Source organism: Photobacterium sp. Alg240-V54, assembly GCF_900537155.1.
GTDB lineage: Bacteria > Pseudomonadota > Gammaproteobacteria > Enterobacterales > Vibrionaceae > Photobacterium.
This window is the reverse complement of sequence record NZ_UNRL01000002.1, coordinates 763,290-785,151: the sequence shown is the minus strand read 5'-3', so window position 1 is coordinate 785,151 and position 21,862 is coordinate 763,290. Positions and strand designations below refer to the sequence as shown.

Sequence of the window (21,862 nt, the reverse complement as noted above, 5' to 3'; positions counted from 1 at the left end):
ACTTTTCAGCATTCTAATTCAAACTTAACCGCAGTATTATCCCATACCATGGAAAATGATTATTGACCCTTAGGCACAAATCAATGGAAACTAATAAACTTATCGCACTAATGCCAGATTTAGCCGTATTTATCGTGGTGGTTGATGAAGGCAGTTATACCGCAGCAGCAAAGAAACTCAATGTCACCCCTTCTGCGTTGAGTAAGCAAATCTCTCGCTTAGAAACAGCGCTGTCAGTGAAGTTATTAGAACGCACTACCCGTAAATTAATGATCAGCGAATCAGGTAAACGCATTTACACCCAATGCACAACCATGTTTGATGCCGCAAAAAAGGCAATTGAAATATCACATTCAGAGCCCATTGTTCCGGCAGGCATGATAACTGTAGCCGCCCCTAAAGCATTTTTATCGATTGTATTACAACCGTTACTCACTCCATTTTTAACCCAATACCCTGATATTCAATTAAAACTTAAAGCTCGTGATGGTGAAATTGATATTCTGAAAGAAGGGATCGATGTGGTGTTTCGATTGACGGAAAAACCCAGCGAAGATTTAGTATTAAAGCAGATCGGCAAAGTTGATCTTATGCTATGTGCCAGCCCAGATTACCTTGCGCTACGTGGTATACCAACAACACCGTTAGATCTGGTCGATCATGATTGCTTATATTTAGGAGAAACCAGTACTGACAATATTTGGGAGTTTGAGCAACAACATACTCGCCACCGTGTAACAGTCAGTGGCCGCTATGCAGTTAACCACTCTCAAATGCGATTAAATGGCGTCAAAGATAATTTAGGCATTGGTATTTTTCCTGATTTCGTGATCAAAGATGCATTGCAACAAGGCAGTGTTATTCGCGTATTACCAACATGGACCATTCGCGGTAATTATCACGGTGATATAGCACTTCAATATGCGCAAACCAAGTTTATGCCAGCCAGGCTAAGAGCATTTATTGACCACGTAACAGCAAATTTTAACTCCTAAAGCATTGATTAATTGAGAAAATGTGCGTTTTTTGTCACTTTTACTTTTTTTGAGGCGTTATTTTTGTCGTGAGGCTAAAGTTATCATTTGAACACTACTGATAGACTTACCGCATAAAAGGTCATCACAAAATAAAGGACACTCGGTCCTCTCAATGTATGCCTCCAAAATATAAAAGGATCAGTGTTCATGCACTCAAAAATCATAGAAAATCATGATGAATTAATCCACTGGATGCGTTTAGTTGAGACTGCGTATGGCCGTTCAATTCTAACCGATACTGCAATTCATTTTGTGTCAGGTACTTATGATGACGGTACAACAGGTCATATGATTGAAATCTTCGATCTTGATGATGAAATCATTGCGAGTTCTGCAGTTAGCCATGAATTAGCCGAGTTTGCTACTAAAATGAATAGTGTTGTTCAGCAACAAGGAACACAAAGCCTCGCCGCTTCTCGTGCTGTAATGCATTAATTGCTATCGCTAAAGATTCCATCTACGCTTTATTTCTCAGTCACTTCTGATTAAAGTGACTGCATACCTTATACTTCAAGCAGTATAATTAACGGCTTTAACGAGTTGACAAACATGCTCGTTAAATTGAAATACAGTGGGAATCGCGATGGAAAAATATATTGGCTTAATGTCAGGCACCAGCATGGATGGCGTTGATGCTGTTTTGGTCGAAATTGACAACAATAATATTCAGTTACTTGGCTCGCATCCCTTTGCTATGGGTAACAATCTAAAACAATCATTATTAGATATCTGTTTAGGCCAACCAACAAATTTGCAAACATTAGGTGAACTTGACCATCGTTTAGGTCATCTTTTTGCCGATGCAGTATTAGCATTACTCGCTAAAACCAATACTAACGCTGCTGATATCACGGCAATTGGCAGTCACGGTCAAACGGTATTTCACTCGCCACATACTGAATATGCGTTTACGATGCAAATTGGTGATGCTAATATTATTGCCGCCAAAACAGGCATTACTACTGTTGCTGATTTTCGTCGTAAAGATATGGCATTTGGTGGTCAAGGTGCACCGCTGGTTCCCGCTTTCCACCAGCAGCTGTTTAGTTCAAATCAGTGTACTCGCGTTATTTTAAATATTGGTGGCATTGCCAATATCACTGTATTAGAGCCTAATAAAGCAGTAACAGGATTTGATACTGGCCCTGGTAATATGTTGATGGATGCGTGGATCAATCTCCACCAGCATAAAAGCTATGATGACAATGGTAACTGGGCCCGTTTGGGTAATGTTAGCTCAATGCTATTAACGCGTCTGTTATCAGAACCTTACTTAGCCCAACCTGCACCGAAAAGCACTGGTCGCGAGTTATTTAATCTGCCGTGGCTAGAGCAATATTTAACTGAGCCAGCCATCGTAGAACTACAACTTTCTGCTTGTGATATTCAAGCAACATTGACTGAATATAGCGCCCAAACTATCGCTAATGAGGTTATAAAAACAGGCCTAACTCCTGCCATTACTCTCAATGAACTATTGGTCTGTGGCGGCGGCGCACACAACCCTATTTTAATGCAGCGACTAACAGAGTTATTGCCTAATTGGCAGGTAATGACAACCGCAGATCGTGGTGTCGATATTGATAACATGGAAGCAATGGCATTTGCATGGCTCGCATACCGTACCATGCATCATCAATCAGGTAATTTGCCTGAAGTTACAGGAGCGAGCCGTTTAGCTCAACTAGGCGCGATTTATCCTGCGGATTAACTTACGTGTTACTTGATGATTATTTACCTTCTGATGAGAATTATTGATGAACAACCCAACTGCCAATGTTGCCTATAAAAATCTCGCTTTAATTGCTTGCTCAACCCAATTTGATCCCACACAAGTGCCTCAGGTTACTGCTATTTTGGCGCAGCATGGTTATCAAGTCAGCTGCCAATACTTACTACAAACCGTGTCTGATTTTGGCTATGTTGATACTGATCAAGCGCGCGCAAATAATCTGATTCAAGCCCTACTAGATCCTACAATTGAGGTGTTATGGTTCTATCGTGGTGGTGGTGGTGCATTAAACTTGTTGCCTTATTTGCACCGCTATAAGCAACAACTATTAGCGATACCTGAAAAAATCATTGTTGGATTTAGTGATGTTACCGCGATCCATAGCTTTTTAAACAATGAGCTTGGATGGCGTTCAATTCATGGTGTTAACGCTAATAACCATTTAGAAATGAATTCAGCCAATCAACAACCGTTACCTGATATTGCAGCGCTGATAGCTAAGGGAATTACATATCATAATGTCTTACCACTTAATGCATCAGCACAGCAAACAACGTCTGTCAGCGGCACATTAATCGGTGGCAATCACACCCTCATTGGTGCAACATTTGGCACTCACTACCAACCCGACTTTGAAGATAAGATTTTAATCCTGGAAGATATTGGGGTTACTTTTCGTCAGTTAGATCGTTATTTACAACAATTATTATTTCTAAAAGAATGTAATGTTAAGGCGATTATTTTTGGTCAATATTATTCTATCGATCCAAACGATGAAGAGCGCATAATGTACAAAGCGGTTTTACAAAAATTTGCAGCGCAATACGATAAGCCGGTTTATTACTTCCCTTTCTTTGGTCATGGAAAATATAACCAGCCTTTTATTCTCGGTGAAAGCATCACGTTACAACGTAACCAAGATTCAACGGGATCAGACATGTTTGAATACGTAACATGTATTCAACCCCCCTTGCACAGTAAATAAATCATCATTTACCAATAAAAAAGGCTGCTGAGTCGTTCTCAACAGCCTTTCGATAGCGATAGTTAAATGATTACTTTGCTTGCGTCTTCAAGAATTTCTTCACTTTCTTCATTGCCATTTGGCGCTTAAGAGGTGATAGATAATCAATGAAAAGAATACCTTTTAGGTGGTCAATCTCATGTTGAAGTGCGATAGCAAGAAAATCATCACGCTCAAGGTGAATATCATTACCATCACGATCAAGCGCGGTTAATTCGATTTTCTCGAAACGCTCTACATCTGCGTAGTAATCAGGTACTGATAAACAGCCTTCTTGACCAATTACTGGGTTCTCACCACGAACGATCTTAGAGTTAATGAATACCTGTGGTTCATTACGCTCTTCAGATAAGTCGATAACAATAATAGATTCTTTACGGCCTACTTGAGGAGCAGCTAAACCAATACCATTACCTGTTTCGTACATGGTGTGTAGCATGTCGTCAATAAGCGTTTGGATATGTTCAGCTTTTACATCTGTTACTTCTTCAGCTTGAACGCGTAGCTTTGGATTTGGTTCGGTTAAAATTTCTAAAACTGCCATTTTATCTCTTACTTAATCTAGTATTTAGGTTACTTTGCAGTAACTTATCAGATTAACGCTCAGGATCATAATCCCAACGTATATTCTGTTGATGGAGCTATTTTACCTAGAAAATGGCTTCAGCAACAATTGATAATAACAATTAATCTAATAAGTGAGCCAAATTCAATCTTAAAACAATAATAAAAAGAACAGCTTTATTAATATGTATTCATAATTTAGTCATAACGGATCTCAATGCTATCTCCCCTTTAAGTGTAGTGTTTTTTATATTTACGCTTACTTTATATATTATTTCTGCTCAAAAGATCCCCCCAAATAACTCACCGTTCAATTACGCTTGAATAACGACAAAATTCAGTCGCAAAACACGATTAACGTGACAATAAATTGACGATATAAGCAATTGTTTTTAAAGTTTTTTGTTACAAATATTCCACTATAATTGGCTGTAACTGTGATAGCATTTATTTGCTCAACAATTACATCTATTATCCTATTTTCAGGGTCAAAAAAATGAATAAAAAAACAACTTTTCTAACATTAAATGCTATTGCTCTAGCGTTAACTTCAATGAGTTTTACCGTTAATGCTGGTGAAAAAATGGTTAATCCAGAAGGCGGCGTTGTGGTTGGTTATTGGCATAACTGGGCTGATGGTCGTGGTTATAAGGCTGGTAATGCGCCAGCAATGAGCTTAAAAGCAACTAACCCGATGTATAATGTTGTCGCTGTTTCTTTTATGAAAGTATACGACGTTGCTGAAGGTCGCATTCCTACATTTCATTTAGATCCTGAAACAGGTTTAACAGAATCACAATTTATTGATCAGATTAAGCTACTAAACGATCAAGGCCGTGCAGTAATACTAGCGCTTGGTGGTGCAGACGCACACGTTGAATTACAACGCGGTGATGAAGAAGCTTTTGCGGCTGAAGTTATTCGCCTAACTGACCTTTATGGTTTTGATGGCTTAGATATTGACCTTGAACAAGCAGCTATTGATGCTAAAGATAACCAAACGGTTATTCCTGCTGCACTACGTATTGTAAAAGATCACTATCGTGAACAAGGTAAAAACTTCCTTATTACCATGGCACCTGAATTCCCATATTTAACTGCCGCTGGTAAATATATTCCATACATCACTGGCCTAGATGGTTACTACGACTGGATCAACCCACAGTTTTATAACCAAGGTGGTGACGGTGTATATGTTGAAGGCCCTGGCTGGATTGCACAAAATAACGATGAACTAAAAGAAGAGTTCATTTATTACATTGCAGATTCATTAATTAACGGTACTCGTGGTTTTACGACGATTCCACACGATAAATTAGTCTTTGGTATTCCAACTAATATCGATGCTGCTGCAACAGGTTTTATTAAAGATCCTCAAGATCTATTTAATGCTTTTGCACGCCTTGAAAAACAGTCACAGCCGCTGCGTGGTGTAATGACATGGTCAATTAACTGGGATATTGGCACTAACTCAGCAGGTCAAGCTTATAACAGTAGCTTTATTAATACCTATGGCCCGTTTGTTCATAGTCAAACACCACCAGTTGTACAACCGGGCAAACCAACATTCGCCGGTATTACAGATACACGCGTGCAACATAAAACTCAGTTTGACTCTATGGCTGGTGTAACAGCTAACGATAAAGAAGATGGTAATTTAACAGATTCAATTTCAGTGACAGGCAGCGTTGATACTCAGCGTGTTGGCGATTATGTTGTCACATATTCAGTAACAGATTCTGATAACAATGAAACGGTGTCACCGCGTAAAGTTACTGTGTTTAGCGCCCTACCAACTTTCACTGGCGTTGAAAATACTGTTATTAAAATCGGTGAAAATTTTGATCCATTAGCTGGTGTTGCAGCAACAGATGCTGAAGATGGTGATTTAACCGCAAATATCACCTTCTCTGGCACAGTAAATACAGCTATTGCAGGCCAATATGAGCTTGTTTACAGCATTACTGACAGTGCAAACCAAACTGTCACTGTTAAGCGCGTTGTGGTTGTCAACGATGGTTCTATCGTATGTACACCAGCATGGAAAGCCGATGCAACTTATGTTGAAGGTGATGTAGTTAGTCACAATGGTAAAGACTGGCAAGCAGGTTGGTGGACACAAGGTGATGAGCCAGGAACAACTGGTGAATGGGGAGTATGGCGTGAAGTTGGTGATACTGACTGCAACGGGGGTACTGAGCAGCCAGATGCTGATTTTACTGCAACCTTAACGGGTGTTAATAACAATTACACTATCACTAACGGCACTGCAAAATTAACCTTAAATTACAGCGCTAATAAAGCCAGCTCAGTACAGATCGATGTTATTGATGCAATGGGCTACCCTGTTGCCGGTGGTCAATATACTGCAAATATCGATAGTAGCAAAACTATTGATATGGTGCTTGAGAATGTCGCAGCAGGTACACATTCTTTACGTATGATCGCACAATCAAATACTGACAACATAGAGCAACGTTTGCATTTCACTTTAAAAGAAAAAGACACCGTTGAACCACCAGTAACAGATGTTCCAGCATATGAAGCAGGTAAAGCCTATGTTGCTGGTGACCAAGTTTTAGCAGCTGATGGCAATATCTACCAATGCAAGCCTTGGCCTTACACTGGCTGGTGTGCGAGTGCTTCTTATGCACCAGCAACCTCTCAATACTGGGCCGATGCTTGGGATAAACTATAATTCTCTAACAAACATATAGTTAATTATTAGTTATCAAATAAGCCAGCAGTAAGTGGATCACTTATTGCTGGTTTTTTGTAATAAGGGTAATGACTCAAGCTGTAAAAAAGCCTGTTCTAATGTTCGTGATAACGTATTCTTATCTATCGGTTTTGAAATATAATCGTCCATGCCAGCAGCAAGGCAATGTTGCTTTTCCTGCTCAAGTACATTGGCAGTTAACGCAATAATATAAGGTTGTACAATATCCATACGGCGGATCCGTTGTGTCGCCTCAATTCCGCCCATATTTGGCATCTGACAATCCATCAATACCACATCCACACCGTGATGATGAATATATTCAATCGCCAATGCACCATCACTGACAATATCAATATTCAATAACCCAAATGCCCCTAAAAACGCCTTTATCAATTGTTGATTAACCTTGCTGTCTTCAACAACTAAAATGCGTTTATTTGAATAATCACTTAAATCATGATTACAACATTCACCACAACTGGCAACTTGTGGGTGCTCACAACATTTTAGATCAATGTTAAACCAAAACGTGGTGCCTTTACCGATTTCACTGTCAACATTCAAGGTCGTTAACATTAACTGACACAAGCTATTTGAGATAGATAACCCCAGTCCAGTTCCACCAAATTGACGTGAAATTGAACCATCTGCTTGAGTATATGAATCAAAAATAGTCTCAATACTTTCAGGTGCAATACCAATACCGGAGTCTTTAACACTAAAACGTAACTGTTGATGTAACCCTAATTGTTCATGTGCTGTAGTGGCTGTGCTTTCAATATCACCTAATAATTCAATTCGTAATTCAATATAGCCATCTGAGGTAAACTTAACAGCATTACCTAATAAATTAGTTAATATTTGTCGTATTCGTCCCTCATCGGCGTCAAAGTAAGGGGCTATATTGGCATCAATATGCGTCTTTAACTGAATATTTTTTTGTTGTGATTTATGTTCAAAAGGAACAATACAGCCTTGAATAAAGGTTTCTAAATGAAAATGATTAAAACGTAATTCCACATTACCTGCTTCTAATTTTGAATAATCTAATATTTCATCGATAATAATCAGCAATGCATTAGCGGATTGCTTTATATATTTAACCTGCTGTTTTGATTGCTCATCTAATTCTCTATCTTCTAAGCATTGAACAAAACCTAACACTCCATTCATAGGTGTACGTATTTCATGGCTCATATTGGCCATAAAATTACCTTTTATGCGTAATGCTTCATTTAATTTATTCGTTTGTAACTGTAACTTATTGTTTAGCCCTTGCAGCTTGGTTTCGTTATTATAAATATATTTATCTACTTTACTAAGCTCCGCCGCTAATAGTGATACTTCACTACTATCTTGCTTCAGCCCTGAGATATCTAACCTGCCAGATCCCATACTGGTTAATTCTTGAATAAGATAATTAAGGGGCTGCGTTACTTTGCGATACATATAAAAAAGAATAAACGCAATAAAAAACAAAAAAGGTAAAACATAAATCAGTATTTGCATTAGGATGGTTTTTAAAATATGGCTAGAACTATAATAAACAACATATTTGAAAATAGGATCGCCATTAAAATAAGCCGGATAACTCAGTAAATAGTCCTGTTTATACCAAGATAAGCCAGGAATATACAAAAATGGTCGTAATGTTGCATCTTGAGCATTATCGGAGTGATAATAATGAAGCAGTTTATTATCAAAGTCATAAACGGATAGAGACCGTATTTCTTTATATTGACTAATTAAACGATTAAATTCTAGTGATGACTCGGTATCTTGAAATACTATTGTATCAATAAAAACAGGAGCTAATGCATTCATCATTACATTAACATTTTTAACTAATCGTTGAGTATTACTGTAATAGCTGAGGGTTAATGCTGTTAACATGACACAAATTAAGACCCCGCCCATCATTAATGCGATTTTATTAAACAAACCTTTTTGAATGTTTAACGGCTGTTCAATAGTGTAATGCTCAGGCGGCTTTTTCATAAAATACCCCTTTCGATCTACTTCTCTACGGGTAATCCTTTCTCCGACCACTCTAACCATGAGCCATCGTAGTGAGACACTTTAAATCCAGCTTGCTTCATTAAAAAATACGTCAGCGTCGAGGCTAAGCCTTTATTACAATAAGTCACACTTTTACGGTTTTTATCCAAGGTTGCAAAAATAGCGTCTAGCTGCTTTGGTGTTTTTAATAAATTCGTCCCTGTAATTGTTGTATTAAAAAATACACTATTTTGAATATTCTTTGCCGTTGGTATATGACCAAATTTTTCTGTTGCTGAACGATCTCCTATAAATTCAGCTAAGGTACGGCTATCATAAAGTTGATATAACTCACTATAGGCTGCCACTTTGGCAACGGTTGTACTGGCATACACGGATGAATTTAAAACAGGGAAATATTGAGATGGTTGAGGGATTGTCGGTTTCTTCGTTAGTGGATATTGCTCAGACCACACATCAATACCACCATTAAGAATAGTAATATTTTTAATGCCATATAGCTCTAATACCCAAAATAAACGGGCTGCATTTTTAAGATCACCTTGATCATAAATAATGATTTTTTGTGACGTTGTCACTCCCTTTTGTTGTAATAACGGAGCTATTTTATTTATATTTTTCACATAATAAGCATTATTAATTTCAACGTAAGTTAATGCGGTTGGAAAACTAATTGCCGTATTGATATGCCCTTGTTGGTATTGTTCTTTGCTGCGAGCATCAAAAATAATGACAGGCTTATTTTCAGTGATTTTTTGCTGTAACCCACTGCTCTCTATCACCCACTTATAATGACGTTCATTCGCATGAGAATAGTTTAAGCTACTGAAAAATATAAAGATCAAACTGAATATTGTTATTCTGCATTTACTCATGCTGGCTTCCTTGCTTAATGCGCATAACGAAAAACGTAATACCATTAGTTTCATAACAGTATTTATTAAGCGTAGCAAAGAACCTCAAAAAAGCCCGACATAAAGTCAGGCTCAATATTTCTTTAACTGATTATGTTAGGCAATCATTTAATGTGGCTTACCTAAAAATGTCCATGTTTCTAATACAGTATCAGGATTCAATGATACCGAATCAATACCTTGATCCATCAACCAACGTGCAAAGTCTTCATGATCAGAAGGCCCTTGCCCACAAATACCGACGTATTTACCGGCTTTGTTAGCGGCTTTAATCGCTAACGATAATATCGCTTTGACGGCATCATTACGTTCATCAAATAGATGTGCAATATCACCAGAATCACGGTCTAAGCCCAATGTTAGCTGAGTCATATCATTAGAACCAATTGAAAACCCATCAAAATATTTAAGGAACTCTTCCGCTAAAATAGCATTTGATGGTAACTCACACATCATCATGACTTTGAGGCCATTATCACCACGCCGTAATTCATATTCTGCCAGTAAGTCAATCACAGACGCTGCTTCACTGACGGTACGCACAAACGGGATCATAATTTCTACGTTTTTAAGTCCCATCTTGCTACGAACCCGTTTTATCGCTTCACATTCAAGAGCAAAACAATCTTGAAAATGCGGTGCTATATAACGTGATGCTCCACGGAAACCTAACATCGGGTTTTCTTCTGTTGGTTCATAGTTAATACCACCAACAAGGTTACGGTATTCGTTTGATTTAAAATCCGACATCCGTACTATCACTCGTTGAGGCCAAAATGCAGCCGCTAACGTTGAAATACCTTCCGTTAATTTTTCAATATAAAATTCAACTGGATTTGCATAACCGATAATTCTTTGATCAATTTCCGCTTTTATTTCAGCACTTTGCTGGTCGTAATTTAGCAGTGCTTTCGGGTGAATACCGATCATCTTATTAATGATAAATTCTAATCGTGCCAGACCAACGCCTTCGTTAGGAATACAAGCAAAATCAAACGCACGATCAGGATTACCGACATTCATCATCACTTTTAACGGTAATATTGGCAATTGCTCAACTTCAGAGCGACGTACTTCAAATTCAAGAATGCCATCATACACATAACCCGTTTCACCTTGAGCACAAGATACAGTTACGTTTTGTCCATCTTGAAGTAATGACATTGCATCACCACAACCGACCACTGCTGGAATACCTAATTCACGAGCAATAATTGCCGCATGACAAGTACGCCCACCACGATTAGTCACGATTGCCGCGGCTTTTTTCATCACCGGCTCCCAATCAGGATCGGTCATATCAGCCACCAGCACATCACCTTGCTGAACTTGATCCATCTGCGATAAATCAGACACAATCCGCACCGGACCACTGCCAATACGTTGTCCAATAGCACGACCTTCTACCAAGGTTTGGCCTTGATCGTTAAGATGAAAACGTTCCATCACTTGTTGATCATCACGTGAGCGTACAGTTTCAGGACGCGCTTGAACAATCAATAACTCGCCAGTGTTACCATCTTTCGCCCATTCAATGTCCATCGGGCGACCATAGTGCTGCTCAATGATCAATGCCTGTTTAGCCAGCTCCATGATCTCAGCATCGGTTAATGAGAACTGACTTTGTTCTGCAGCAGTGGTATCGGTAATTTCAACTTGTGTACCGAGTTCTTTACCGTCGGCATACACCATTTTAATTAACTTGGAGCCAATCGTACGTCGAACAACGGCTGGATGACCTGCGTTTAAGGTAGGTTTATGGACATAAAACTCATCAGGGTTTACAGCACCCTGCACCACCATTTCACCTAATCCCCATGAAGATGTTATGAAAACGACTTGATCAAAACCAGATTCAGTATCAAGGGTAAACATAACCCCAGACGATGCTTTATCAGAGCGAACCATCCGCTGAATACCGGCAGATAATGCAACGCCTTCATGGTCAAATCCCTGATGAACTCGGTATGAGATTGCGCGATCATTAAACAAAGAAGCAAATACATGTTTAGTCGCTTCAATAACGGCATCAATACCACGAACATTAAGGAATGTTTCTTGTTGTCCAGCAAATGAAGCATCGGGAAGATCTTCGGCTGTTGCTGATGAACGCACAGCAACAGATAACATTTCATCACCTTCACCAAGCTCTTGATAACAAGCACGAATATCAGCTTCTAATGCGGCTGGTAATGGATTTTCCAATACCCAATTACGAATAGTCTCACCCGCTAGTTTTAATGCATTAACATCATCAACATCTAAGGTATCAAGCAAAGCGTAAATTCGTTGACTAAGCCCATCTGCTTGTAAAAATTGATTAAATGCATAGGAGGTTGTCGCATAACCATTAGGGACTTTAACCCCGGCATTGGACAAATTTGCTACCATCTCACCCAGGGAAGCATTTTTTCCACCAACTCTATCAACATCATTCATTGATAGATCACTGTACCAAATAACATTCTGCTGCACGGTAGTTCTCCTTGATCATTTGCTAAAACGAGCGACACTAGCAATCGATTGCTAAACAGTGTTAAAGATATGCTTTTTTGTGTTAAGTTATCTTTTCGCTATTCCTGTGAAGCACAGAATTGCAACTTTTTTTGAAGGATTCAATATAAAATGCAAAATAAAACCAATTTTCGTGACGTATTTTACATTTCAGATGGGACAGCCATAACGTCTGAAACCCTTGGTCACGCCGTTCTCGGCCAGTTTTCACTGCAAATCCAACAGACAACGTTGCCTTTTGTGGAATCAATTGAACGCGCAAAACAAGTAAAAAACCTTATAGATCAATCTAATGAAAAATATGGCATTCAACCTTTAGTGTTTTATTCTATTGTTGTGCCGGAAATAAAGCAGATTATAGATCAAGCGAATGCGCTGTTTTATGATGTGCTGAAAGTATTAGTTGAGCCGTTAGAACGCGATTTAGCTATCAAAGCTGAACCAAAATTACAGCGTTCACGCAGCATAAATAAAGATTCTTCTAGCTATCATGATCGTATTGCAGCGATTGAATATACCCTTGCCCATGACGATGGGGTTTCGCTTAATCATCTAGAGCAAGCAGATATCATTTTATTAGGCGTTTCTCGTTGTGGAAAAACGCCCACCAGCTTATACCTTGCAATGCAATTTGGATTACGGGCGGTCAATTACCCTTTTATTGCCGATGATATGTCAGCGTTAAAACTGCCCAAAGCCATTGAACCTTATCGGTTTAAAACCTTTGGACTTACAATAGATATTGAGCGATTAGTCGCAATTAGAAATGAGCGTTTTGCTGATAGTGATTATGCCAGTCCAGAGCAATGCCTGAATGAATTACAGAAAGTCGAAGCCATGTTTCGCCGCGAGGCTATTCCTTATTTAAACACTTCATCATTATCGGTTGAAGAAATATCGACACGCTTACTATCAATGAGCGGTTTAAAACGAAATATGTGCTAATTCAATAAGATAAATAGACACTTCTTGGTAAAAAAGATAATCATGGTTATTTTTATCATGCTTTATTAGAATACTACTTTTGCACAAAGACTGTTGATAGCATGAATAAGAAACCTGATCGTCAAACAGCGATGCGTCTGCTTCTAAGTGATGTTAAGCAAGCTTTTCCACTTTACGATCCTGAGACCTTTGTTTGTGGCCCTGACAACAAATGCATTGGCTGTCCTAAAAAATTATTAGAATTAGTCGATACCGAAGTCAGTTATTGGGAGCATGCGATTGAACGTGGGGTTATTCCGCAATTTGATGAAATTCGACAGTTTGGCAAACTGTGTAAAAATGTTCGTCGTGGCTTAATACGAAATAATATCATGACCTAATGTCGCCCGTGCTATAATCCGCGTTATTGTTCGTCGGCTATTACCCTAACATTAGGGGAAGCCGTTATTTGATTTATTTATCTGAGATTCTACATGCCTTTCTCTAAGCTTGGATTAAGCGACGCTATCGTTAAAGCAGTAACCGATATGGGTTACACCACTCCTACGCCGATTCAAGAAAAAGCCATTCCGGTGGCACTAACCGGCAAAAACCTGCTTGCTGCAGCGCAAACAGGTACTGGTAAAACGGCAAGTTTTGTACTTCCGATTCTACAAATGCTTGATGATGGTCAGCAAGGACGAGCTAAACGTGTACGTGCATTGATTCTAGCGCCAACTCGTGAGCTTGCAGTTCAGGTTGAAGCAAATATTGTTCAATACAGTAAACATACTAATTTAACCTCAATGGCAATGTACGGTGGTGTCGATTATGAACCACAAAAACGTCGCCTTATTGAAGGTGTTGATATTTTAGTAGCAACCCCTGGCCGTTTATTGGATATGTACACTAAACGTGCTATCCACTTTGATGCGATTGAAATTTTGGTGCTTGATGAAGCTGACCGTATGTTAGATATGGGCTTTATTGAAGATATTAATAAGATTATTGAACGTTTACCGCTTGATCGCCAAAACATGTTGTTTTCTGCAACCTTATCGGCACAAGTGCGTTTATTGGCAAAAACAGCAGTACGTAACCCAGTAGAGATCAGTGTCGCAAAAGATGAAGCGTCACAGCCTAAAATTGATCAGTGCTTGATCACGGTTGATAAAGACATGAAATCTTCTTTATTGAGCCATTTAATTAATGAGCACCAATGGGATCAAGCGTTAATCTTCATTGAAACCAAACATGGTGCAGCTAAGTTAGTAAGTCAGCTTGAAAAACGTGGTATTGCTGCAGAAGCTATTCACAGTGGCCGTAGCCAAGGCTCGCGTGCACAAGTATTAGAAGATTTTAAAGCAGGTAAAGTTAAATACTTAATCGCAACCGGTGTTGCTGCACGTGGTCTAGATATTGATGAGTTAACCCGCGTTGTTAACTATGATCTGCCTTTCCCACCTGAAGAGTATGTTCACCGTATCGGCCGTACTGGTCGTGCTGGTTCTAAAGGTGAAGCGATTTCATTTGTATCACGTGATAACTTCAAAAACTTATGCATGATTGAGCGCTTATTAGGTCACTTAATCGTTCGTAAAGAAATTGAAGGCTTTGTACCAACCAAAGAAGTGCCAATTTCTATTTTAAACTTCAAGCCTAAATATCAAAAACCTGAAGGCAATAATAGTACTGATGGTAAGCCACGTCGCAATGATAAACCGCGTAGCAATTCACCAAGCGCTGATAAGCCAAAGCCAAAGAAGCCGAGAAACCGTAAGCCAATCACTGATCGTGATACGGGTATTCCTCGCGGCACACGCAAGCCTAAATCTGTGTAATTAATATAGTATCGCCATCTTAGTACAAAATATTAAGATGGCGATCGTCACTATTACAGCGAATTAGTAACCAATAATGGGCTCCAACGCGCCCAGCCAAGTAATAATAACCCTGCACAGCCAAGCCATACCACGGTTGCTAACGATAGCGTTGCCGTTAAATTATGGTAATAACTCAATATATACACCGCGACTAAATACCCCGCGTACGGCACTAACGACCACAATCCAAACAAGGCCGTCATACGAAGATCTTCCATGCTGCGCTCTGAACCGACAATATAATGGGCTATTAATGCAAATGTAGGAAATAAAGGCACCAACCCTGCAATATAAAAGCTCTTACTTTTCGATAGCAACGCAATCAATAATACTGCTGCTGCACCTAATAAACATTTAAAAAATAATGTTGCCATTCCTTCGTCTCAATTATTACTTTTGCTATCATAATAATTAAAAGTAAAAAAAAGCGATACCACAAATTTTTCAATAACATAAACTAAAATATTAACTCTTAGCAAAAATAATATTAGGTGCTTCAATGGCAATTAAATCTTCACCGACATGCTTGGCTGTTGTTGATTTACTATAAATCACTACCCCTTGGTTTTGACCGATTTGTTTAAATTCTAAATCACAAAAAACGCTGGCTGATTGGCTATTTTTGGCAGTCGGTTTATATTCTACTTGTAAACACTTCCATCCCGACAAATAAGCGCAATCTAACAGCCATCCTAAAAATGCATGCTCTACCCGTTTTGATTGAATACGACAACTGAACATCAAATCAATTACGCGCTGTTGCTGAATATCAATAATACAAACACCAACCGTACCATAATCACCAAATTTATCTTTTGCGGTTAAAAATAATGTCGTAACCAAAGGGTCGTTAATCAATTCAGTTAACCTATTGCGATCATAGCGTGTTGCTGAAAAATTCATTTGATTGGTGCGTTGTACTAATTCATGTACACGATCAATATTTGAAAATTGCGCCACACCAACCGACAATTTAATACGAGATGCTTTAATAAAATCAATATATTGGCCATCAAAACTACGGCTATGTGTTATTCGTTGTTGTTGGGCGACATAGAAAGAACGTCTTAATCCTGATTCTGCTGATGTTTGAGGATTAAATACAACTAAATCGATTAGTTTAAGGTAGTCATTGTCTTTAAATATACGTACTTGTGGATGGATTGTATTAACTTCGTTTCTCTCAAAAGCCGAATCATCAATAAAGGCAATAGTGTCTATACTGACGTTAAAGTTATCAGCTATTCGTTGGATCGATTGACTTTTTGGCTGCCAGTGAATTTCAGGGAAAATAAAATACTCTGCAATGCCTAAAGCAGTAAGATGTGCCCACACTCGATGATGATCATTTTTACTGGCTATTGAATTTACAATACCACGATCATCTAAGGTTTTTATTACCTCTATCACTCCTGACCGTAATTCAACCCCCGCTTCTCCATCCTCGACTAATATGCCATTCCACAATGTATTATCTAAATCCCATACCAAGACTTTAACGCTCTTATTTTTGGCCGTTGTTGGTAATTGTTTATGATCATCAAGCTGAGGTAACAATTGAATAAACCCAATAAATCCAAATACCATCGTAAGTGCTGTCTTTTGATCGTTTTCATCACGATTAGGAATGAGATTAATAAAGTGTCTTGTTTGAAAATCAATATGAGGAGCGATATCAATAAAGGGGATCTGTATTTGATGATAACCTGCTGGTTGTTGTAACCGATATTGGAATGGGGTTTGATTTAACTTTCCCGTGGTTGCTCGAATAACAATACTCAAATCAATTGCTTGTGGGCAATATAACTCAATCATAAACGCATCAAAATATGGACTAGGATTGATTGTTTGACTGAGATGGTTTTTATAACGAGTAGCCATTCGCGCCACAATACCCCGCCTCCCTGCAATCGATAATCCATCTAGCCATTGCCCACATTGAGCCACAGATTCGACTAATGCGGCTTTGTTATCAATCGCCTTTGCTTGCTCTGGTGCTATAACACCGATATAAGAAGTCGACATTAATGCGCCCCATTGCTTAAAATCCACTTGTACAACGGGTGATTGGCGCTGTGAAATATGCAAGGGAACAATGCCATTAATAAACCGTCGACAATGACCATCACGCCGAGGTTGATAAAGTTCACAGGTTTTATAACACGCAGGCATAGCACATTCTGTACAATGCTCTTCCCACTGTAAAACAGAATACTTTACGCACTGATCAATAATGCTTTGCCCTGAAATAAAAGCCTGCCGCACTTCATCTGGCAAACAAATCGCTTGCTGTAAATCTTGATGAGAAAGCACTTCTAACTGATACATAACAATCGCCTAATATTTATAGACATCAGGAAATGCCTGTTTAGGATCGACAAATATATATTCTTTTCCGATTAATACAGGTAACAATTTTTCAATTAATAACAGTACCTTGCTACTATTGTCATGCATAAGAACAATATCATGAGGTTGAATTTCACGGACTAAACGCGCCAGCATTTGATCAACGGATTGATGCGAATATTGTCCCCATTCACCAGATTCAATTGACCATAGAATTGCCTGCATATGATTACATTGAATAGCTAACCAAGCATAGAGTGATAATTTCCCCTGTGGCGGACGAAATAATCTCGGGGTTGCCGTAATAAAAGGCTTTAGAATGGTCTGACAGTGTTTTATATCATTAACATAAGCCTTAAAGCCTATTTCATCGGCCGTTTTATGCGCAAAAGAATGATTACCTAGATAATGGCCTTCAGCAACTATACGTTGAACAATATTTGGATATAGTTGCGCTTGTTTACCTAATATAAAAAATACCGCTTTAATATCATATTCTGCAAGTAAATCTAATACTTGAGGGGTAAGATTAACATCTGGACCATCATCAAACGTTAATAAAATACCTTTAGGAATAGTTTTATAGGTTGCGATCCACGCAGGAATAACACTTTTTATGACTGATTTTAGTGTTGCCACGTATACCATCCCTTGTCTATTACTATTTATTAGGTATAGGCAGTCACAGCACCAAAGTCAATCAACCTACTATTTGCTTATTACAAACAATAACCAACCCGTAATAATAGGTATATTAATAAATACCAACAACAACTTGATATACTACCAACACAACAAACATTAATACTGTTGAGTAAAATGTTAACGCAAAACCAAATGCTCTTGCTGGTGCGCCCTGACGATATCCTTTGAAAAATAAAATACGTCCGACGGCAAATAATATCGAGCACAAAGGAACCGCAGACAACCACGCCACAGGCATTAATAAACACCAAGCAGTATAGACACCATATGTGATAACAAGTTGTTCTAAGGTATTTTGCAATAAACTTTGTAACACAACAGCTTCAGTTGTCGCAGATGATAATCCACTCCCATCAATATCTTCTGGACTAAAAAAACGGTATTTAGCTAATCGCCCAATAGAAGCAATTAGAAATAATGTTGGTAAAACCAATGAAAGACCTAATACCGCCAGTTTTTGTGATATTTGGCTAATATTAGAATAATGAAAAGGATCGTATAATATCGCGGCTGAAATAACCACGATAGACATTAACATCGCAGATCCCATTCCTTTTATAACACCTTGTTGCTTATTTGATAGGCTCATTATTATCTCAAAATAACATCGATTTTATAATGAGATATCGTATCGTTTACTATCAACTAATCATAGTTTTAATGTGGATAATGATGGCGCCAAGAAAGCGTATAAAAGGGACAGCCATATCTTTGTATCTGAATTATTTCTATTTCAACACTATTACATACTGTCATTATCTTTATATTCAATTTGAGATTACTGATAGAACAAAAAAATAGAAAGGAGTTATGGGTGTCCAGCAACCGTATTTTGATCAGTCGTGACACAACCAAGTTGATTAAACGGCGCACCTATTATATCAAAACATCTCATCTGCACTTCCTCAATTAAATCCCTTTAATGATATTGTTTCTCTCAGACTAATAACTGCCCTAATTTCGTTATATAACAATTATGTCGCACAAATACACGCCCATAAAATTAATGTTTTATCTTTGATTTACATCAACCAAAGCCTATTTCGTGGCATTGGCAATCATATACAGGTAGAATGCCCCCTCAAAAAATCACAATAAACGCATTAAGTGGGTTATTTCGCATGAGTAGAAAAATAGAATTATTGGCACCAGGTGGTGATGTAGAAGCAATTAAAGCGGCGATTGTTGCTGGTGCAAATGCTGTCTACTGTGGTTTGGATATGTTCAATGCCCGTAACCGTGCGTCCAATCTTTCATTTGATGAACTAAATGGCGTCTTACGACTTGCACATGAATACAACTGCGAAGTTTTTTTAACCCTTAATGTCGTGATATTAGAACACGAGATTGTTAGCTTAGTGCGCTTACTTAATAAGCTCGTAAATAGCGGTATTGATGGCATCATTGTACAAGATTTAGGTATCTTCAATATTGTTAAAAAATATTTCCCATCACTGCATATCCACGCATCTACTCAGTTAACAACCCACAACGAAGGCCAAATTTTATTCCTACATAAAATTGGTGCAACACGGGTTAACTTATCTCGTGAGCTTAACCTTGGTGAAATTAAAGCCTTAACAGCCGTTGCCCATGATCACGATGTATTAACCGAGGTTTTTGTCCATGGTGCGCTTTGTATCGCTTTCTCTGGTCAATGTTACTCAAGCTCGGTCAGTGTCGGTAACTCAGGTAACCGTGGTCGTTGTAGCCAAGCATGCCGTGATGAATACGAAGTAACAGCTGAAGGCCACCGCTTTCCACTTAATCTAAAAGATAATTCAGCCTACTTTGATTTACCAGAACTGGTAGATGCTGGGGTTGATTCATTAAAAGTAGAAGGTCGTATTAAAGGCGCACACTATGTTTACACTGTGGTTGATACATGGCGTAAACAGATCAACAGCTTTATTGAATCAGGCAAACTATTAGCTGACGATAGCAATTTACATAAAGTTTTTAACCGCAGTTTCACTAACTCATTTTTGCAGGGCAACCTTAACAAAAAAATGTTCACCGATAATCCACGCGATAATAGTGTCAATTATGCGGTTGAAAAAAGTGATGCTATCTCGGTTGTTCAAATCCACGATGTAAAGCAAGACCTATACAATGATAAGAATGCATTAGGTGCAGAACTAGCAGAAAAAATCAAAGATTTAAGCATTGATAAAATTCCGCTAACATTGATTTTTACTGCTAAAGAAAGTACGCCATTAACGCTTAACATTATTGCGGGTAACACTTCATTTGAAATTAAAACCGAATCTTTATTACGCGTTGCTGATGAAATATCAATGACACCAGAGACTATTGATAAACGCTTCCGCAGTTTTAGTAACGCGACATTTGATTTAGCGCCAATGAATTTTGACAACTTTGATGCTAACTTAACGGTACCGTTTAAAGAAATTACCGATCTAAAGAATCAAGCTGCATTCTTATTAAATGGCTCGCGTGAAGTCATTAAACATGTAGATTTACCCGCATTACCTAAGCACTCAAAAGTGTCGCAAGCACCTAAGCTATCGTTAATGATTGCTAATGAAAAAGATTTGCACCTTGCTGATGTAACTGATGCCGATATCTATTTCAAACTTCCAGAAAGCCTGAAGAAAAACTGTCCTAAGCACATTAAATTATTGCAAGATAACCCACGCTTAATTCCTTGGTTCCCAGCAGTATTGATTGGTAAAGATTATTTAGAGTCAGTCAAAATTCTTGAGCAAGTTAAACCAAAACGGATAGTCACTAACAATACCGGTATTGCCTATAAAGCTTATGAAATGGGCATTGAGTGGGTCGCAGGGCCATTCTTAAACACAACTAACTCACACGCCCTACTAACGTTACAAGAAGAGTTAAACTGTGCTGGTGCGTTTATTTCTAACGAGATCAATCGCGGTCAAATCAGAAATATTACCCGCCCAGAAAACTTTAAACTTTGTTATAGCATCTACCATCCGATTCTAATGATGACTAGCCGTCAATGCTTCTTCCAACAAACGGTTGGCTGTAAGAAACCTGCGATTGAAGATGGCTGTATGTTACGTTGTGAAAAAGCGACAACAATTACCAATATAAAAGGTATTTCGTTTGCGGTTGATAAACAAAAAGGCGGCTACCCGAGTATTTACAACCATGAACAATTCCTAAACTTTGATGCCGTAAAAGATTTCTCACATTTATTTGATGAATTCTTTATTGATTTAACCAATATCGGTGCAGGCTCTAAACAAGAGCAAGACAAAGTAGAATTGATTAAACACTTTGAGGCACTGCTTGCGGGTAATGATAACGCTAAAACGGCATTGACTAACCTAGTGCCTATCGCAACCAATGCGCAATATACTCAAGGTTTATAAACACTAACGTTGAAGTATAAAAAAGGTAGCCAAGTATCTATTATGGCTGCCTTTTATTACTTAACAGTTTAATTTTATATTGTTTATATTGGACAGCCAAAATTTTATAT

General features: G+C 38.4%; 17 protein-coding genes. 9 read left to right on the top strand and 8 right to left on the bottom strand.

What is annotated here, in order from left to right:
* Nucleotides 1–83 precede the first annotated feature (83 nt).
* The 4 genes from G6R09_RS09055 to G6R09_RS09040 all read left to right on the top strand — a co-directional run bounded on the left by G6R09_RS09055 (nt 84) and on the right by G6R09_RS09040 (nt 3,754).
* Nucleotides 84–995: a LysR family transcriptional regulator gene (locus G6R09_RS09055; RefSeq protein WP_163921820.1), complete on the top strand. Its 912-nt coding sequence runs from the start codon at nt 84–86 to the stop codon at nt 993–995.
* A 189-nt stretch (nt 996–1,184) separates the two neighbouring features.
* Nucleotides 1,185–1,472, top strand: a complete 288-nt coding sequence (locus tag G6R09_RS09050; protein ID WP_065166057.1) for a hypothetical protein — start codon at nt 1,185–1,187, stop codon at nt 1,470–1,472.
* 148 nt (nt 1,473–1,620) lie between these two features.
* On the top strand, nt 1,621–2,748 hold the full coding sequence (locus tag G6R09_RS09045) for an anhydro-N-acetylmuramic acid kinase (protein ID WP_163921817.1): 1,128 nt from the start codon (nt 1,621–1,623) through the stop codon (nt 2,746–2,748).
* A gap of 46 nt (nt 2,749–2,794) precedes the next feature.
* On the top strand, nt 2,795–3,754 hold the full coding sequence (locus G6R09_RS09040; protein ID WP_163921814.1) for an LD-carboxypeptidase: 960 nt from the start codon (nt 2,795–2,797) through the stop codon (nt 3,752–3,754).
* Between the two features lie 70 nt (nt 3,755–3,824).
* Here G6R09_RS09040 and def read toward each other — a convergent pair whose 3' ends face one another.
* Nucleotides 3,825–4,337, bottom strand: coding sequence for a peptide deformylase (gene def / locus G6R09_RS09035; RefSeq protein ID WP_065166060.1), 513 nt, complete (start codon nt 4,335–4,337; stop codon nt 3,825–3,827).
* Between the two features lie 516 nt (nt 4,338–4,853).
* On the opposite strand from def, the gene G6R09_RS09030 reads away from it, so the two are divergent.
* Nucleotides 4,854–7,055: an immunoglobulin-like domain-containing protein gene (locus G6R09_RS09030; protein ID WP_087843685.1), complete on the top strand. Its 2,202-nt coding sequence runs from the start codon at nt 4,854–4,856 to the stop codon at nt 7,053–7,055.
* Nucleotides 7,056–7,112: 57 nt separating this feature from the next.
* On the opposite strand, the gene G6R09_RS09025 is transcribed toward G6R09_RS09030, so the two are convergent.
* The 3 genes from G6R09_RS09025 to ppsA form a co-directional block, all read right to left on the bottom strand.
* Nucleotides 7,113–9,077, bottom strand: coding sequence for a response regulator (locus G6R09_RS09025; protein ID WP_163921810.1), 1,965 nt, complete (start codon nt 9,075–9,077; stop codon nt 7,113–7,115).
* 17 nt (nt 9,078–9,094) lie between these two features.
* A complete protein-coding gene (locus tag G6R09_RS09020) occupies nt 9,095–9,973 on the bottom strand; it encodes a sulfurtransferase (RefSeq protein WP_163921808.1) in 879 nt (292 codons plus the stop codon).
* A 147-nt stretch (nt 9,974–10,120) separates the two neighbouring features.
* The gene (gene ppsA, locus G6R09_RS09015; RefSeq protein ID WP_163921805.1) at nt 10,121–12,487 is read right to left on the bottom strand and encodes a phosphoenolpyruvate synthase; all 2,367 of its coding nucleotides are present in this window, start codon (nt 12,485–12,487) and stop codon (nt 10,121–10,123) included.
* A gap of 150 nt (nt 12,488–12,637) precedes the next feature.
* On the opposite strand from ppsA, the gene G6R09_RS09010 reads away from it, so the two are divergent.
* The 3 genes from G6R09_RS09010 (at nt 12,638) to G6R09_RS09000 (ending at nt 15,291) form a co-directional block, all read left to right on the top strand.
* Entirely contained in the window at nt 12,638–13,471 is an 834-nt protein-coding gene (locus G6R09_RS09010) for a pyruvate, water dikinase regulatory protein (protein ID WP_065166065.1), read from the top strand.
* 101 nt (nt 13,472–13,572) lie between these two features.
* Nucleotides 13,573–13,851, top strand: a complete 279-nt coding sequence (locus G6R09_RS09005; protein WP_061000495.1) for a hypothetical protein — start codon at nt 13,573–13,575, stop codon at nt 13,849–13,851.
* A 93-nt stretch (nt 13,852–13,944) separates the two neighbouring features.
* Nucleotides 13,945–15,291 carry a DEAD/DEAH box helicase gene (locus G6R09_RS09000; protein ID WP_163921802.1) on the top strand — a complete coding sequence of 449 codons (1,347 nt, stop codon included), beginning with the start codon at nt 13,945–13,947 and terminating at the stop codon, nt 15,289–15,291.
* Between the two features lie 53 nt (nt 15,292–15,344).
* Here the strand turns inward: G6R09_RS09000 and G6R09_RS08995 are convergent, their stop codons facing one another.
* From G6R09_RS08995 to G6R09_RS08980, 4 genes are all read right to left on the bottom strand, one after another.
* Nucleotides 15,345–15,707 (bottom strand): GlpM family protein, encoded by a 363-nt coding sequence (locus G6R09_RS08995; RefSeq protein ID WP_065166067.1) that lies wholly within the window; start codon nt 15,705–15,707, stop codon nt 15,345–15,347.
* Nucleotides 15,708–15,798: 91 nt separating this feature from the next.
* The gene (locus G6R09_RS08990; RefSeq protein WP_163921800.1) at nt 15,799–17,661 is read right to left on the bottom strand and encodes an HAD family hydrolase; all 1,863 of its coding nucleotides are present in this window, start codon (nt 17,659–17,661) and stop codon (nt 15,799–15,801) included.
* Nucleotides 17,662–17,670: 9 nt separating this feature from the next.
* Nucleotides 17,671–18,321, bottom strand: a complete 651-nt coding sequence (locus tag G6R09_RS08985) for a polysaccharide deacetylase family protein (RefSeq protein ID WP_163921797.1) — start codon at nt 18,319–18,321, stop codon at nt 17,671–17,673.
* 115 nt (nt 18,322–18,436) lie between these two features.
* The gene (locus G6R09_RS08980; RefSeq protein ID WP_163921795.1) at nt 18,437–18,976 is read right to left on the bottom strand and encodes an MAPEG family protein; all 540 of its coding nucleotides are present in this window, start codon (nt 18,974–18,976) and stop codon (nt 18,437–18,439) included.
* A 532-nt stretch (nt 18,977–19,508) separates the two neighbouring features.
* Here G6R09_RS08980 and G6R09_RS08975 point away from each other — a divergent pair.
* Nucleotides 19,509–21,752: a peptidase U32 family protein gene (locus G6R09_RS08975; protein WP_163921793.1), complete on the top strand. Its 2,244-nt coding sequence runs from the start codon at nt 19,509–19,511 to the stop codon at nt 21,750–21,752.
* Nucleotides 21,753–21,862 lie beyond the last annotated feature (110 nt).

Excerpts from the sequence above, each read along its gene's own strand:
- G6R09_RS09055 (WP_163921820.1), top strand. The coding sequence starts at position 84 with ATGGAAACTAATAAACTTATCGCACTAATGCCAGATTTAGCCGTATTT.
- G6R09_RS09050 (WP_065166057.1), top strand. The coding sequence starts at position 1,185 with ATGCACTCAAAAATCATAGAAAATCATGATGAATTAATCCACTGGATG.
- G6R09_RS09045 (WP_163921817.1), top strand. The coding sequence starts at position 1,621 with ATGGAAAAATATATTGGCTTAATGTCAGGCACCAGCATGGATGGCGTT.
- G6R09_RS09040 (WP_163921814.1), top strand. The coding sequence starts at position 2,795 with ATGAACAACCCAACTGCCAATGTTGCCTATAAAAATCTCGCTTTAATT.
- def (WP_065166060.1), bottom strand. The coding sequence starts at position 4,337 with ATGGCAGTTTTAGAAATTTTAACCGAACCAAATCCAAAGCTACGCGTT.
- G6R09_RS09030 (WP_087843685.1), top strand. The coding sequence starts at position 4,854 with ATGAATAAAAAAACAACTTTTCTAACATTAAATGCTATTGCTCTAGCG.
- G6R09_RS09025 (WP_163921810.1), bottom strand. The coding sequence starts at position 9,077 with ATGAAAAAGCCGCCTGAGCATTACACTATTGAACAGCCGTTAAACATT.
- G6R09_RS09020 (WP_163921808.1), bottom strand. The coding sequence starts at position 9,973 with ATGAGTAAATGCAGAATAACAATATTCAGTTTGATCTTTATATTTTTC.
- G6R09_RS09010 (WP_065166065.1), top strand. The coding sequence starts at position 12,638 with ATGCAAAATAAAACCAATTTTCGTGACGTATTTTACATTTCAGATGGG.
- G6R09_RS09005 (WP_061000495.1), top strand. The coding sequence starts at position 13,573 with ATGAATAAGAAACCTGATCGTCAAACAGCGATGCGTCTGCTTCTAAGT.
- G6R09_RS09000 (WP_163921802.1), top strand. The coding sequence starts at position 13,945 with ATGCCTTTCTCTAAGCTTGGATTAAGCGACGCTATCGTTAAAGCAGTA.
- G6R09_RS08995 (WP_065166067.1), bottom strand. The coding sequence starts at position 15,707 with ATGGCAACATTATTTTTTAAATGTTTATTAGGTGCAGCAGCAGTATTA.
- G6R09_RS08990 (WP_163921800.1), bottom strand. The coding sequence starts at position 17,661 with ATGTATCAGTTAGAAGTGCTTTCTCATCAAGATTTACAGCAAGCGATT.
- G6R09_RS08980 (WP_163921795.1), bottom strand. The coding sequence starts at position 18,976 with ATGAGCCTATCAAATAAGCAACAAGGTGTTATAAAAGGAATGGGATCT.
- G6R09_RS08975 (WP_163921793.1), top strand. The coding sequence starts at position 19,509 with ATGAGTAGAAAAATAGAATTATTGGCACCAGGTGGTGATGTAGAAGCA.